Below are 12,387 nucleotides of genomic sequence, written 5' to 3' on the forward strand. Positions count from 1 at the left end.
GCAAGGATCAGGCCCTGCTTGACGCCCACGTCCTTGTAGCGCGCGACCCAGTCGAAGAGGGTGGCCTTGTCCTTGATGATGCGCGCGGGGAAATGCGGCATCGGCTCGTAGCCTTCACGCTCGAGGCGTGCGGCGGTGGCGACCATGTCCTCGATCGGCGTCTCGATATGCGCGATGTAGACGCGAGTGCCCGCGGGCAGGATGTCGCGGAAGTTTTCCACCTTTTCGGCGGTGCGGGGCATGACCTCGATGGAATAGCCCTTGAGGAAGGCCTCCAGCGCGCCGGTGGTGGGGGCGGGCTCTTCCTTGCGGCGGAAATTGAACAGGGCCATGACGGTCTCCTTGATGGTCGGGGGCAGGGTCATTGGGGCTTCAGGCCTTGGCCCAGCCTTCGGCGTCGATCAGGGTCTTGATGCGGGCGGTGTCGAATTCGGCTTCAAGCTTGGCGGCATAGTCGGCGGCGATGGTGTCAGGCTCGCCTTCGAGGTCGGCGACGACGGCCTTGCGCCATTCGGCGAGGTAGCTGTCGGTGTCGCGCGCGCCAACCTTCATGGCGCAGCGGTCGATGGCCTGTTCAAAGCGTTCCGACAACTGCACCTTGGATCCGCGCCGGCCCTTGCCGACGATGACCTGGGCCGGGATGTCGCGCCAGTAGACGATGGTGACTTCGGCCATGTTGCGGTGATTCCCCTGCCCGTGTTGACCCTGTTGATACTTGCCGTTCCCCGACAGCCGGTGTCGGTTTTCGACATTGCGGAGGCGGGATGCGACCCGGCACAGCGAAGGTATTCTTCGGACCCGGACTTGTCCAATCGGCAGCGCCGCGGAAACTCTGGTCAAGGATATTCGGCGCGTCGATCTGGGCGACGCGACGCCGACCTGCCCGGCTGTGCGAAGGCCGTGTCGGGCTGGTCCGTCACCAGCGGAGGGTCATGCCGACCTGCATCCGGTCAAGCTCTATCTTGGTGCTGCCAGTTGGAAGATAGTCCGGCAACGGCAGCGTACCGAGGTCGATATGATCATACCTGACGGACAGGCTGACCCCGTCGCCGATCTGGCGTTCAGCCCCGACGCCGATGGTCCAGCCGGACAGGCTTGTATCCGCATAGGTGAGAAGGCCGAAGAGGTTTGTGGCGACCACCGAGCCGCGGGCCTTGCCCGCGTCAGCAAAAAGGAGGGTCTTGCCGGCGGCAAGGCCAAGGCGCGCGGTCAGGGTAAGAACATCGCTGACTTGCGTGGCGCAGTCCGCGCAATTGATGAACTCTGCATCCTGAGGAAAGGCAAGGTGCGGTCTCGGGGCGAAGGACAGATGCGCCCCAAAGGTCAGCATTCCGGTCTGCCAGTCCCGGCCGATGCTGAAGACAGGTGCCACGTTCCGCCAGTCTCCTGGCACCAATTCCAGATCGCTGGACCCTTCCCGCCAAAAATTTCCGCCGCGAGGTGTGGCAAGGGCAAATTCGAACCTCATGCCGCTCCAGTCCGTCGGGATCGCCGATGCGTCTGGCTGCTGCGCGGCAGTAACTTCGGCCTGCGCGCCGGCACCAAGGCAGCAGGCAAGCAGAACGGCAAGGAAGCGGCCGGATCGATAGGACATCTCTGCCTCGTGTTTTTTCTTTGACGCTAGGGCGCAGGTGCCGTTTGCGTCAATACAGGCGTCGTCATCGGCCCGACGTGCTGCAGGGGCTGGGCAGAATTGTCACAATGACGCAGGTGCGATGCGTGCTTGCAAGGGGGGGGCAAGGCGACTACCTTCAGGATAACCACAGATGGAGGGCGGTCATGACGCCCGAGCGTCCCCGTAGGGCGGACGCGACTGAAGCGCAGGTCGAGACACCGACGGTCGTTTCCCGCGCTGATGAGCCGTCAGCCCTATACCGGCCCGGGTCCGCGCCGCTCTATGCGGCGTTGGACCTTGGGACAAACAGTTGCCGGATGCTGATTGCCCAGCCGCAGGGCAGTCAGTTTGCCGTCGTGGATAGCTTCTCGAAATCGGTCCAGCTTGGCGTCGGGCTGGAGGCTTCGGGCCGGCTGTCGCGTGCCTCGATGGGGCGGACGATCCAGGCCTTGCGGATCTGCGAGAAGAAGATCGAGAAGCATGGTGTCCGCCGCATGCGTCTGGTGGCGACCGAGGCCTGCCGCCGGGCCCGCAACGCCCGCGACTTCATCCGCCAGGTGCGGCGCGAAACTGGCCTCGCGCTGGAAATCATCGCGCCGGAGGAAGAGGCGCGGCTGGCGGTGATCTCCTGCGCACCGCTGGTCAACCCTTCGACCGAACAGTTGCTGGTCGTGGACATCGGCGGGGGGTCCACGGAACTGGTTTGGATCGACCTGAGTTCTGTGCCGCCCGCCGACCGCCCGCGGGCGATCATGCGGCTGCACATGGGCTTCAACGCGCAAGGAGAAGGGGCAGTGGCGCGGGTGGTGGACTGGATCAGCGTGCCCCTGGGGGTGGCGACGCTGAAGGACCAGTTCGGCGATGTCGATGACGATTCCGCCCGCTTCGCGCTGATGAGCTGGTTCTTCGAGGAGAACCTTGCCAGCTTCAGCCCTTACAATGCCGACAACCCGCGGGAAGGGTTCCAGATCATCGGCACGTCAGGCACGGTGACGACCGTGGCGGCCTCCTTCCTGAACCTCAAGCGCTATGATCGGACCAAGGTCGACGGGTTGCAGATGACCTCGGACCAGATCGACCTCGTCATCCGCGAATACCTTGCGCTTGGCCCCGAGGGGCGGCGGACGGATCCCCGCATCGGGCGCGACCGGCACGCGCTTATCATGTCGGGCGCGGCGATCCTGCAGGCGCTGATGCGGATCTGGCCCACCGACCGCTTGTCGGTGGCAGACCGGGGGCTTAGGGAAGGGCTTCTCTATGCGCAGATGAGCGCAGACGGAGTCTTGGAGGACGGGCCCTACACATGAGCGACAAGACGACCTCGGGAAAGCCGACCTCGGGGCGCGGCCAGCGTGAACTGCGGGTGCGGGTCAAGACCGCCAAGGGACGCAAGCTGTCCTCGACCCTGTGGCTGGAGCGGCAGCTGAACGACCCCTACGTCCAGCGCGCGAAGCGCGAGGGCTACCGGGGCCGGGCCGCCTACAAGATCATCGAGCTGGACGACAAGTATGGCTTCCTGAAGCCCGGCGCGCGGGTGGTGGACCTGGGCTGTGCGCCCGGCGGCTGGTGTCAGGTGGCTGTGGCGCGAGTGAATGCCCTTGGCCAGAACCCGAAGAAGCCGCAGGGAACCGTGCTCGGGGTGGACTTGCAGGAGGTCGAACCGATCTCGGGCGCCGAGATCCACCAGCTGGACTTCCTGGCCGACGACGCGGACGAGAAGGTGAAGGGCTGGCTTGGTGGGCGCGCCGACGTGGTCATGTCGGACATGGCCGCGGCGGCCAGCGGCCACAAGGCAACCGACCATCTGCGGATCGTGGCGCTGGTCGAGGCGGCGCTGGCCTTCGCCTTCGACGTGCTGGAGGACGGCGGGACCTTCGTTGCGAAGGTGCTGGCGGGCGGGGCCGAGAACGAGATGCAGGCGATGCTGAAGCGCAATTTCCGCAAGGTGGCGAACGTCAAGCCCCCGGCAAGCCGGTCCGACAGTTCCGAGAAGTTCGTGGTGGCGATGGGCTACCGCGGGCGCGAGATCGAGGGCGGGGCAGGCACGGCGGAGCAGACCTAGCTTCCCGCTGTTGCGTCTCTTGCGCATTCGGCCGCGCGTTGCGGGGGGCGGCGAGGAGGGATCGCAGACCACAGACGGGCAGTTCATGAAAATGCAAACGAAAAAGGCGCCCGAAGGCGCCGTGTTTCGTCAGTCCGGCGGCTGTCAGCCGCCCCAGCTGCGGACCGGGCCGCAATCCATATGGACGAAGTTCGACCGCGAATACTTTCCGACACCACCCGAGGCGCAGGCGGCGGCGGCCTTTGCCATCTGCGAGACGGAGCGCGACTGAAGCCGGAGGTCGGCGGCCTTGCCCACCATGTGCAGCGAGTTCTTCGCCACCCCGCGCGACCGCGAACGGAGCATTGCGTTGGTCTTGGGCGAGCGGTAGCCCGACAGCAGCATATAGGGTTCCGACACATCCATCAGCCGGTGCGAGGCGGCCATGATGTCGATCGTGCGCATGTCCATCCTGACGACCTCGTCGGTCCGCCAGTCGCGCATGAAGTGATTTATCTCCTTGATCACTTCGGGGATGTACTCGCCTTCGATCCAGTAGATCGTGTCCATGCTTTCGCCGGTGCGGCCGGAATACATGCGGATCCTGCGGATGTCGCCCGCGCCCTTGAGAAGTCCGAAAGCGTTCGTGTAGGTCGGTGCCGCCACCAGAGCCGTTGCCGCAAACGCACCAAGAATGCCGCGCCGCGAGACGCTGTTGAGCTTGATGTCCGTCATTCTAACGTCTGTCCCCGTGCTGTCTTCGACTGCCGATGCGCAGCTCTCGTGCTACTTCTTCCCCAAGTGCAGCCACGTTATTGCACAAGTCGAATCGAAGCCCAAGCGCCGATTGTCCGGTTGGGCAGAAGCACAACCTCAATCGGCAAATTTCTGCTTAACGTGTGCAAAATATGGCCGGTGTGATGGAACTGCATCGCTCTCGCGCCGCACTGGTGCCGCCCGCGACACAATCTTGCGGCCGGACGGGCTGTCGGGCGCTTTGTGAATGGACAAGGCTTGCGGTTCCGGGAAACATGTTCCGCAAGGCTCAAGTTGTTGAGAACGAGGATAGAATGCCCTTCCTTTCGCTGCGCAGGCCCATCCGCCGCTTCTGGCTTGTGCCCCTTGCCCTTGTCCTTTCCCAAGGCCTTTCGCCGGCCGTCGATGCCCAGACCGCCGCCTTCACGCAGTCGCTCGCAGCCACCGCCTCGGCCGACGATGTGGTGGCCGAATGGTACCGTGAGACCGGATACCGGACGCTTTGGACCGGCCCGGCCGACGCCGCCCGGCGCGCGGCCTTCCTGACGGCGATAGGGGCGGCACGGGATCATGGCCTGCCGGTAGCCCGCTACGATGCGGCCGCACTGATGGCCCGCTTGCGCGCCGCCGAGACCGAAGGCGACCGCGGCCGGATCGAGGTCGAGATGACGCAGGCCTACCTGGCCTGGGCGCGCGACCTGACCTCGGGGGCGCTGGACCCGAAGCAGGTCGACGCCGGCATCCTGCGCCAGATCGACCGGATCGATCCCAAGATCCTGTTGACGCGGATCGCCAACGGCAACCCCGAAGCCGTGCTGAAATGGCTGGAGCCGAAATCCACCGTCTATCTGCAACTGATGAAGGCGAAGCTGGGTCTGGAGGCGCAGATCGCCGCCGGCGGTTGGGGCGAGGCGGTGCCGGGCAAGCTTCTGGGACCGGGTGACAGCGGACCGGGCGTCGTCGCGCTGCGCGACCGGCTGGTGCGGATGGGCTTTCTCGCCCCGACTTCGGTCGCAAGTTACGACCGCAGCCTGCAGGCGGCAGTCAGCGCCTTCCAGATGGCCCATGGCCTGACGCCGGACGGGGTGGCCAATGCCGCCACGCTGGAGGAGATCAACCTGCCGCCCGAGGCGCGACTGAAATCGGTGATCGTCGCGATGGAGCGCGAGCGGTGGATGCATATCGATCGCGACACCAAGTACGTCTGGGTGAACCTGCCCGACTTCCGCGCCAAGATCATCGACGGCGGCAAGACCATCTTCGAGACCCGCGTCGTGATCGGCAAGAACGTCCCCGACCAGCGCAGCCCCGAGTTTTCGGATGAGATGGAGCACATGGTCATCAACCCCTCCTGGGGGGTGCCACGGTCGATCATCGTGAAGGAATACCTGCCGCTTCTCCAGCGCAATCCGAACGCCGTCAGCCACCTGCAGGTCATCGACGGCCGGGGCAGGGTGGTGCCGCGGGGGTCGGTCAACTTTGCCGCCTATTCGGCCCGCACCTTCCCCTTCGGCCTGCGTCAGCCGCCGTCGGACGGCAACGCGCTGGGGAAGGTGAAGTTCATGTTCCCGAACCCCTACAACATCTACCTGCACGACACGCCGTCGAAGTCGCTGTTCGACCACGAGGTGCGCGCCTACAGCCACGGCTGCATCCGGGTGGCCGATCCCTTCGATCTGGCACACGAGCTTCTGTCCTGGCAGACCGACAACGCCGAGGCAGAGTTCGAGGCGGCGCTGAAGACCGGCAACGAGACGACAGTCAAGCTTAAGCAGCATCTGCCCGTACATCTGGTCTATTTCACCGCCTATCCCGACACCCGGGGCCGGATCAGCTATCGCCGGGATGTCTATGGGCGGGATGCGGCGCTGTGGGAGGCGCTGCGGGCGGCCGGGGTGGAACTGGCCGGCGTTCAGGGATAGACCTTGCGCTGAAAAGCCGGGGGACCAATGGGCCACACGATCCGTGACATCGCAGCCGCGCTTGGCGCCGAGGCGGAGGGCGCGCTTGACCTGACCGTGCGCGGCGCGGCCGAGCCCGCGGCGGCGGGGCCGGACGAGCTCGCGCTGGCGATGGATCCGCGCTACGGCGAGGGCATCGCCAGGGGCAGGGCGCAGGCGGCGGTGGTCTGGCCGGGGGCGGACTGGCGGGCCATGGGCCTGAAGGCCGCGATCTTCGCCCCGCGCGGGCGGCTGGCCATGGCAGGGCTGACCCGGCTGATGGACCCCGGGCCTGCCATCGTGCCGGGGGTGCATCCCATGGCGATCGTCGATCCGACCGCCGAGATCGGCCCCGGTGCCGCGATCGGCCCCTTCGTGGTGATCGGCGCGGGCGTGGTGATCGGGCCGGGCGCAAGGATCGCCAGCCACGTCTCCATTGCCGAGGGTGCGCGGATCGGGCGGGACGCACTGATCCTGCAAGGCGCGCGGATCGGCGCGCGCGTCAGCATCGGCGACCGCTTCATCTGCCAACCCGGCGCGGTGATCGGTGCCGACGGGTTCAGCTTCGTCACGCCCGAGAAATCCGGCGTCGAGGAGATCCGCGAAACGCTGGGCAGCCGCGCCGAGATCCGCGACCAGAGCTGGACACGGATCCATTCCCTTGGCGCGGTCAGCATCGGCGACGATGTCGAGATCGGCGCAAATGCCTGCATCGACCGTGGCACGATCCGCGATACGCAGGTCGGGTCGGGTACCAAGCTGGATAACCTCGTCCACATCGGCCACAATGTGCAGGTGGGCCGCGACTGCCTTCTGTGCGGGCAAGTCGGCATCGCAGGGTCGGCCCGGATCGGCGACCGGGTGGTGATGGGCGGGCAGTGCGGCGTCAACGACAACATCTTCGTCGGCGACGACGTGATCTGCGGCGGCGCCACCAAGATCTTCACCAATGCGCCGGCAGGCCGGGTGCTGCTGGGCTATCCGGCGGTGAAGATGGAAACGCATGTCGAGATCCAGAAGGCCCTGCGCCGGCTGCCGCGCCTTGCCGCGCGCGTGGCGGCGCTGGAGCGGGGCGGCCCCGGCGACACGGGGGCGGAGCAGCCATGACACGGGCGGAGATCGAGGCGGCGGTGATCGAGATCCTGGCGCGGCAACTCTTGCTGCCCGTGTCCGAGATCGCGCCGGATGCCGCAATCGAGACGCTCGGGCTGGACAGTCTGGGCAAGGCCGAAGCGATCTTCGCGCTGGAGGAACGCTTCGACATCAGCGTGCCGTTCAACGCCAATGAACCCGACCAGCCGGATTTCGACTTCTCGACCGTGGGCAGCATCGTTCAGGGCGTCGAGGAGCTGATCGCCCGGAAGGCGGGATGAGGCGCGTCGTCGTCACCGGCCTCGGCACGGTGAACGCGCTGGCCCACGACGCCCCCGGCACCCTTGCCGCCTTCCGCGAGGGGCGCTCTGGCATCGGGCCGCTGGCTTTCCCCGAGGCCGAGGGCCTGACCATCCGCATCGGAGCCGAGGTCCGCGACTGGCGGGCCGAGGACCGGTTCCCGGCGAAGGACCTGCCGCTCTTGGACCGGGTCACGCAATACGCGCTGGTGGCGGGGGCCGAAGCGGTGGCGATGGCCGGGCTGTCGGGTGACCTCGGGCCGCGGGGGGGCGTGATCCTCGGCACGGCGGCCGGGGGCATCCGGACCTGGGAGGACAGCTATCGCGCGGTCTATGCCGAGGGGAAGACCCGCGTCTCGCCGCTGGTGGTGCCGCGGCTGATGCACAATGCGCCCGCCTCGCACCTGTCGGTCCGCCACGGGCTGACCGGGCCGGTGCTGGCGGTGTCCTCGGCCTGCGCCAGTGCCAATCACGCGCTGGGGCTGGCCCTGCAGCTGATCCGCGCCGGGGCGGCGGACGTGATGCTGGCCGGCGGAAGCGAGGCAATGCTGTGCTTTGGCGGGGTCAAGGCCTGGGAAGGCCTGCGGGTTCTGGCGCCGGACGCCTGCCGCCCGTTCAGCAGGGGGCGCAAGGGGCTGGTCATCGGCGACGGGGCGGGAGTGCTGGTGCTGGAGGCCGAGGACCACGCGCGCGCACGCGGGGCGCGGGTCCTTGCGGAACTGGCGGGGTTCGGGATGACGGCGGACGCGGCCGACATCGTGGCGCCCGGCGGCGACGGGGCAGTGCGGGCGATGCGGGCGGCGCTGGCGGATGCGGGGCTTGAGCCGCAGGAGATCGGCTACATCAACGCGCATGGCACCGGCACGCTGGCCAATGACCGCGCGGAGAGTGCGGCGATCCTCGAGGTGTTCGGACGGCAGGCGCCGCCGGTCTCGTCGACCAAGGCGATGCATGGCCACGCGATCGGGGCGACCGGAGCCCTGGAGGCGATCGCCTGCGTGCAGGCCCTGATCGAGGACCGACTGCCGCCGACTCTGGGATTTCTCGAGCCCGACCCGGAGTGCCCGCTGGACATCATATCCGGCAAGGGGCGCGATGTGAGGGTGCAGGCGATCCTGTCCAATGCCTTTGCCTTCGGCGGTTTGAACGCGGTTCTGGCATTCCGGCGGGCAGAATGACTACGGCCGACCCGAAGGCCGGCCGTTCCTGACTGGTTTCCGTCCGGGTCTCAGGGGCTGGGTGCCGGAGCCGCCGCCTTCGCGGCCTCGTCCGCGGCATCGTTCGCGGAGGATACAGCGTCATAACCGGCGGTGAAGCCCTTGAGCGAGATGGTCAGTTCCACCTTTTCGTCCGGGGCGACGAAGGGGACGATGGTGATCTTGGCATTCGCACCTTTCTTCAGCTGCGCGATTTCCTCGGCGGTGAAGCCGATCCGGGAGATGCAGCCGATCTGGTTGCAGAAAGTGAAGGGATAAGCCTTGGGTTTGCCCGCGTCGATCTGCAGCATCATGCCGGCGGTCAGCAGCGTCTCGAGTGGCGCGATGAAGGTCGCCCCGGCGACGGCCGGCCCCTCGGTGCCCTTCGGCAGATTGAACATGGTGAACTCGGCCACCGAATTGCCCTTCTCGTCCTTGAGCAGGAGATAGAGCTGGCAAGGATCCTTGCCCGTTTCGCTGCGGACACAGCGTTGTTCCCAGGCTTCGAAACTGGCCGCAGTATAAGTGCTCCCTGGTCCGTCGGCGGCACCGACTTCCTTGCCCATCGACAGGTTGTCGGTCGTGGCCGCATCAGCCGGAGGCGGGGAGGTTCCCTCGGCCGGCGCTTCGGTCGTCTGCGCGGAGAGCGTGCCTGCGGTCAGGGCAAGCATGAGGGCGAGGGCGATGCTCGTGGTCTTTGCCATCTTCGACATTTCCTTTGGTCGGTCGATTTTCTGCGGGGTCTCTAGCACGGCGGCCAAGCCGAGTCAGGTGCGAAAAGCGTGCCCCGGCGGGGTTCTGCGCGGACCCCGGGTGAAAATGGAAAAGGGCCGGAAAGACCGGCCCTTTTCGTGTCTGCTTTTTGCTCCCTGTCGGACTGGCCGACTTCATGGGAAGGGACGCTACGGCGGAAAACTCTGCCCGTCAACCGGTTCTTTTCCGGAACGTGACAGAAAAAAACCGCGCCTTTTCAAGGGCGCGGCCAGTCGACAGGGAGGAAGTCACCGCCGGACCGGGACAGTGCCCCGGGTCCGGCGAGTTGAGTCTGGCAGAATGAAGTTAACAATGTATGTTTGGCCCGACGGGCGAGGTGGGCCCGGTCAGGTGGGCGGTTCAACCAGGGGTTGCAAGAGGCAATGGTGACGGATCAGGCGAGCGGAATGGACAGCATCTTCCTGGGCGGCGGCGGCGAGAACTACAGCCTGCCGCAGCGCCTGCTGCTGAAATACGGCAACCGTCACGGGCTGATCGCGGGCGCCACCGGGACCGGCAAGACCGTCACGCTCCAGGTCCTGGCCGAGGGCTTTTCGGCGGCGGGTGTTCCGGTCTTCATGGCGGATGTGAAGGGCGATCTGGCCGGACTCGCGGCTTCGGGTTCTGCCGAGGGCAAGCTGCATGAGCCCTTCATGAAGCGCGCGGCGCAGATCGGTCTGGACCTGCACTACCGCAGCTTCCCGGTGATCTTCTGGGACCTGTTCGGCGAAAAGGGTCATCCGGTGCGCGCAACCGTGGCCGAGATGGGGCCGCTCCTGTTGTCGCGCCTGCTGGAGCTGACCGAACCGCAGGAAGGCGTGTTGAACGTTGCCTTCCGGCTATCGGACGAAGAGGAACTGCCGCTTCTGGATCTGAAGGACCTGCAGGCGCTGCTGACCTTCGTGGCCGAGAACGCGCAGGCGATCTCGGCGCGCTATGGGCTGGTCTCGAAGGAATCGGTCGGGGCGATCCAGCGGCGGCTTCTGGTGCTGGAGAACGAGGGCGGCGCGGGGCTGTTCGGCGAGCCGGCGCTGGACCTCGCCGACCTGATGACGGTGGACGCCTCGGGGGCGGGGCGGATCAGCATCCTGGCGGCCGACCGGCTGATGCATTCGCCCAGGCTCTACGCGACCTTCCTGTTGTGGCTTCTGTCCGAACTGTTCGAGGCCCTGCCCGAAGTGGGCGACCCTGAGAAGCCGAAGCTGGTGTTCTTCTTCGACGAGGCGCATCTTCTGTTCACCGACGCGCCCAAGGCGCTGATTTCCAAGGTGGAACAGGTGGCCCGCCTGATCCGGTCGAAGGGGGTGGGGGTCTATTTCATCACCCAGAACCCGGCCGACGTGCCGGACAACATCCTCGGCCAGCTGGGCAACCGGGTGCAGCACGCGCTGCGCGCCTTCACCGCCAAGGACCAGAAGGACCTGGCCAAGGCGGCCGAGACCTACCGGCCGAACCCGCGCTTCAAGATCGACGAGGCGATCCGCGATGTCGGCACCGGCGAGGCGGTGACCTCCCTGCTGGAAGCCAAGGGCATCCCCGGCATGGCCGAGCGCACGCTGATCCGCCCGCCGTCGAGCCAGCTTGGCCCCATCGACGATGCGGCCCGCGCGGCGGTGATGGCGGCGTCGCCGGTCCGGGGCAAGTATGACCAGCCGCTCGACCGGGAAAGCGCCTTCGAGAAGCTGCGCGCCCGGGCCGAGTCCGCGGCACGCGAGGCGGCGGAACTGGAGGCGCGTCAGGCCGAGGAAAAGCGCGAGTTCGAGCGCGCCCGGCGCTATGACGGGCAGGGCTATGCCGACCCCAAGCCGCGGACGACGAAAACCTCCAGCCGGTCGGATTCGGTGGGCGAGGCCTTTGCCAAGAGTTTCGCGCGTCAGCTTGGCACCAAGTCCGGTCAGGCCCTTGTGCGGGGAATCCTGGGGTCGCTCTTCGGGCGCAAGTGACGAACAGGCGTTGAGCCGGGGTCCGCAATCGTTATAGTCGCCCGAAATCGGGAGGACGAACGATGAAACGGTCTCGCATCAACGGCATCATGCGCGCGGCGGACGATCTGATCCGCCGCCATGGCTTTGTGCTGCCACCCTTCGCCAACTGGTCTCCCGAGGAGTTCAAGGCGCGCAAGGACGCGGGGGCGATCATCGAGGCCCGCTGTGGCTGGGACATCACCGATTACGGTCAGGGCCGGTTCGACGAGATGGGCCTGTTCCTGTTCACGCTGCGCAACGGGCGACTGGCCGACCTGCGGCGCGGCGGGGGCATGTGCTATGCCGAGAAACTGCTGATCAGCCGGCAGGACCAGCTGTCGCCGATGCACACCCATGTCATCAAGGCCGAGGACATCATCAACCGCGGCGGGGCGACGTTGGTGGTCGAACTCTACGGCAGCGACGACCAGGGCAACTTTGCCTGGGACCGGGGCGGGATGGTGCGCTGCGACGGGATCGAGACGCCCTACGGACCCGGTACCAAGCTGAAGCTGGCCCCCGGCGAAAGCGTCACGCTGATGCCGGGCGACTGGCACGCCTTCTGGGGCGAGGGGGGCGACGTGCTGATCGGCGAGGTCTCGACCGTGAACGACGACCTGACCGACAACATCTTCCGCGAGCCGATCGGACGCTTTGCCGAGATCGAGGAGGACGAGGCGCCCTGGCATCTTCTGGTCAGCGACTACGACCGGTGGTTGAAATGAGAAAAG

The 12,387-nt window shown here is 66.6% G+C and carries 12 protein-coding genes and 1 pseudogene; 8 read left to right on the forward strand and 5 right to left on the reverse strand.

Annotated features, from left to right (window positions below):
* From ACK4IU_RS11990 to ACK4IU_RS12000, 3 genes and pseudogenes are all read right to left on the reverse strand, one after another.
* Positions 1-365 (reverse strand): annotated as a pseudogene (locus ACK4IU_RS11990) (methylenetetrahydrofolate reductase); the annotation flags it as partial.
* Positions 366-372: 7 nt separating this feature from the next.
* Positions 373-675, reverse strand: a complete 303-nt coding sequence (locus ACK4IU_RS11995; protein WP_409735364.1) for a virulence factor — start codon at positions 673-675, stop codon at positions 373-375.
* A gap of 241 nt (positions 676-916) precedes the next feature.
* Positions 917-1,594, reverse strand: coding sequence for an outer membrane protein (locus ACK4IU_RS12000; protein ID WP_409735368.1), 678 nt, complete (start codon positions 1,592-1,594; stop codon positions 917-919).
* 185 nt (positions 1,595-1,779) lie between these two features.
* Between ACK4IU_RS12000 and ACK4IU_RS12005 the strand changes: the two genes are divergently transcribed.
* Positions 1,780-2,922 (forward strand): Ppx/GppA phosphatase family protein, encoded by a 1,143-nt coding sequence (locus ACK4IU_RS12005; protein ID WP_409735371.1) that lies wholly within the window; start codon positions 1,780-1,782, stop codon positions 2,920-2,922.
* Complete coding sequence (locus ACK4IU_RS12010; RefSeq protein ID WP_409735374.1) at positions 2,919-3,677, forward strand: RlmE family RNA methyltransferase; 759 nt, start codon at positions 2,919-2,921, stop codon at positions 3,675-3,677. Before ACK4IU_RS12005 ends, ACK4IU_RS12010 begins: the two co-directional genes overlap by 4 nt.
* 144 nt (positions 3,678-3,821) lie before the next feature.
* Here the strand turns inward: ACK4IU_RS12010 and ACK4IU_RS12015 are convergent, their stop codons facing one another.
* Positions 3,822-4,391, reverse strand: coding sequence for a YcbK family protein (locus ACK4IU_RS12015; protein ID WP_409735376.1), 570 nt, complete (start codon positions 4,389-4,391; stop codon positions 3,822-3,824).
* Between the two features lie 335 nt (positions 4,392-4,726).
* Here ACK4IU_RS12015 and ACK4IU_RS12020 point away from each other — a divergent pair, with 335 nt between their 5' ends.
* Genes ACK4IU_RS12020 through ACK4IU_RS12035 form a run of 4 tightly spaced genes read left to right on the forward strand, consistent with a single transcriptional unit; the run spans position 4,727 to position 8,921 of the window.
* Positions 4,727-6,334, forward strand: coding sequence for a murein L,D-transpeptidase (locus tag ACK4IU_RS12020; protein ID WP_409735379.1), 1,608 nt, complete (start codon positions 4,727-4,729; stop codon positions 6,332-6,334).
* A 27-nt stretch (positions 6,335-6,361) separates the two neighbouring features.
* Positions 6,362-7,459, forward strand: coding sequence for a UDP-3-O-(3-hydroxymyristoyl)glucosamine N-acyltransferase (gene lpxD / locus ACK4IU_RS12025; RefSeq protein WP_409735382.1), 1,098 nt, complete (start codon positions 6,362-6,364; stop codon positions 7,457-7,459).
* Entirely contained in the window at positions 7,456-7,725 is a 270-nt protein-coding gene (locus tag ACK4IU_RS12030; protein WP_409735385.1) for an acyl carrier protein, read from the forward strand. Before lpxD ends, ACK4IU_RS12030 begins: the two co-directional genes overlap by 4 nt.
* Positions 7,722-8,921, forward strand: a complete 1,200-nt coding sequence (locus ACK4IU_RS12035; protein ID WP_409735389.1) for a beta-ketoacyl-[acyl-carrier-protein] synthase family protein — start codon at positions 7,722-7,724, stop codon at positions 8,919-8,921. The genes ACK4IU_RS12030 and ACK4IU_RS12035 overlap by 4 nt, the downstream gene beginning before the upstream one ends.
* Before the next feature lie 50 nt (positions 8,922-8,971).
* Here the strand turns inward: ACK4IU_RS12035 and ACK4IU_RS12040 are convergent, their stop codons facing one another.
* Positions 8,972-9,643: an invasion associated locus B family protein gene (locus ACK4IU_RS12040; protein ID WP_409735392.1), complete on the reverse strand. Its 672-nt coding sequence runs from the start codon at positions 9,641-9,643 to the stop codon at positions 8,972-8,974.
* Positions 9,644-10,099: 456 nt separating this feature from the next.
* On the opposite strand from ACK4IU_RS12040, the gene ACK4IU_RS12045 reads away from it, so the two are divergent.
* Together ACK4IU_RS12045 and ACK4IU_RS12050 are read left to right on the forward strand one after the other, a co-directional pair.
* Positions 10,100-11,635 carry a helicase HerA-like domain-containing protein gene (locus tag ACK4IU_RS12045; protein WP_409735395.1) on the forward strand — a complete coding sequence of 512 codons (1,536 nt, stop codon included), beginning with the start codon at positions 10,100-10,102 and terminating at the stop codon, positions 11,633-11,635.
* A gap of 62 nt (positions 11,636-11,697) precedes the next feature.
* Positions 11,698-12,381 (forward strand): D-lyxose/D-mannose family sugar isomerase, encoded by a 684-nt coding sequence (locus ACK4IU_RS12050; protein ID WP_409735398.1) that lies wholly within the window; start codon positions 11,698-11,700, stop codon positions 12,379-12,381.
* The last annotated feature ends 6 nt before the right edge of the window (positions 12,382-12,387 follow it).

This window comes from Tabrizicola flagellatus, assembly GCF_046295235.1.
Classification (GTDB): domain Bacteria; phylum Pseudomonadota; class Alphaproteobacteria; order Rhodobacterales; family Rhodobacteraceae; genus Tabrizicola; species Tabrizicola flagellata_A.

Excerpts from the sequence above, each read along its gene's own strand:
- ACK4IU_RS12050 (WP_409735398.1), top strand. The coding sequence starts at position 11,698 with ATGAAACGGTCTCGCATCAACGGCATCATGCGCGCGGCGGACGATCTG.
- ACK4IU_RS12000 (WP_409735368.1), bottom strand. The coding sequence starts at position 1,594 with ATGTCCTATCGATCCGGCCGCTTCCTTGCCGTTCTGCTTGCCTGCTGC.
- ACK4IU_RS12005 (WP_409735371.1), top strand. The coding sequence starts at position 1,780 with ATGACGCCCGAGCGTCCCCGTAGGGCGGACGCGACTGAAGCGCAGGTC.
- ACK4IU_RS12040 (WP_409735392.1), bottom strand. The coding sequence starts at position 9,643 with ATGGCAAAGACCACGAGCATCGCCCTCGCCCTCATGCTTGCCCTGACC.
- lpxD (WP_409735382.1), top strand. The coding sequence starts at position 6,362 with ATGGGCCACACGATCCGTGACATCGCAGCCGCGCTTGGCGCCGAGGCG.
- ACK4IU_RS12045 (WP_409735395.1), top strand. The coding sequence starts at position 10,100 with ATGGACAGCATCTTCCTGGGCGGCGGCGGCGAGAACTACAGCCTGCCG.
- ACK4IU_RS12010 (WP_409735374.1), top strand. The coding sequence starts at position 2,919 with ATGAGCGACAAGACGACCTCGGGAAAGCCGACCTCGGGGCGCGGCCAG.
- ACK4IU_RS12015 (WP_409735376.1), bottom strand. The coding sequence starts at position 4,391 with ATGACGGACATCAAGCTCAACAGCGTCTCGCGGCGCGGCATTCTTGGT.
- ACK4IU_RS11995 (WP_409735364.1), bottom strand. The coding sequence starts at position 675 with ATGGCCGAAGTCACCATCGTCTACTGGCGCGACATCCCGGCCCAGGTC.
- ACK4IU_RS12030 (WP_409735385.1), top strand. The coding sequence starts at position 7,456 with ATGACACGGGCGGAGATCGAGGCGGCGGTGATCGAGATCCTGGCGCGG.
- ACK4IU_RS12035 (WP_409735389.1), top strand. The coding sequence starts at position 7,722 with ATGAGGCGCGTCGTCGTCACCGGCCTCGGCACGGTGAACGCGCTGGCC.
- ACK4IU_RS12020 (WP_409735379.1), top strand. The coding sequence starts at position 4,727 with ATGCCCTTCCTTTCGCTGCGCAGGCCCATCCGCCGCTTCTGGCTTGTG.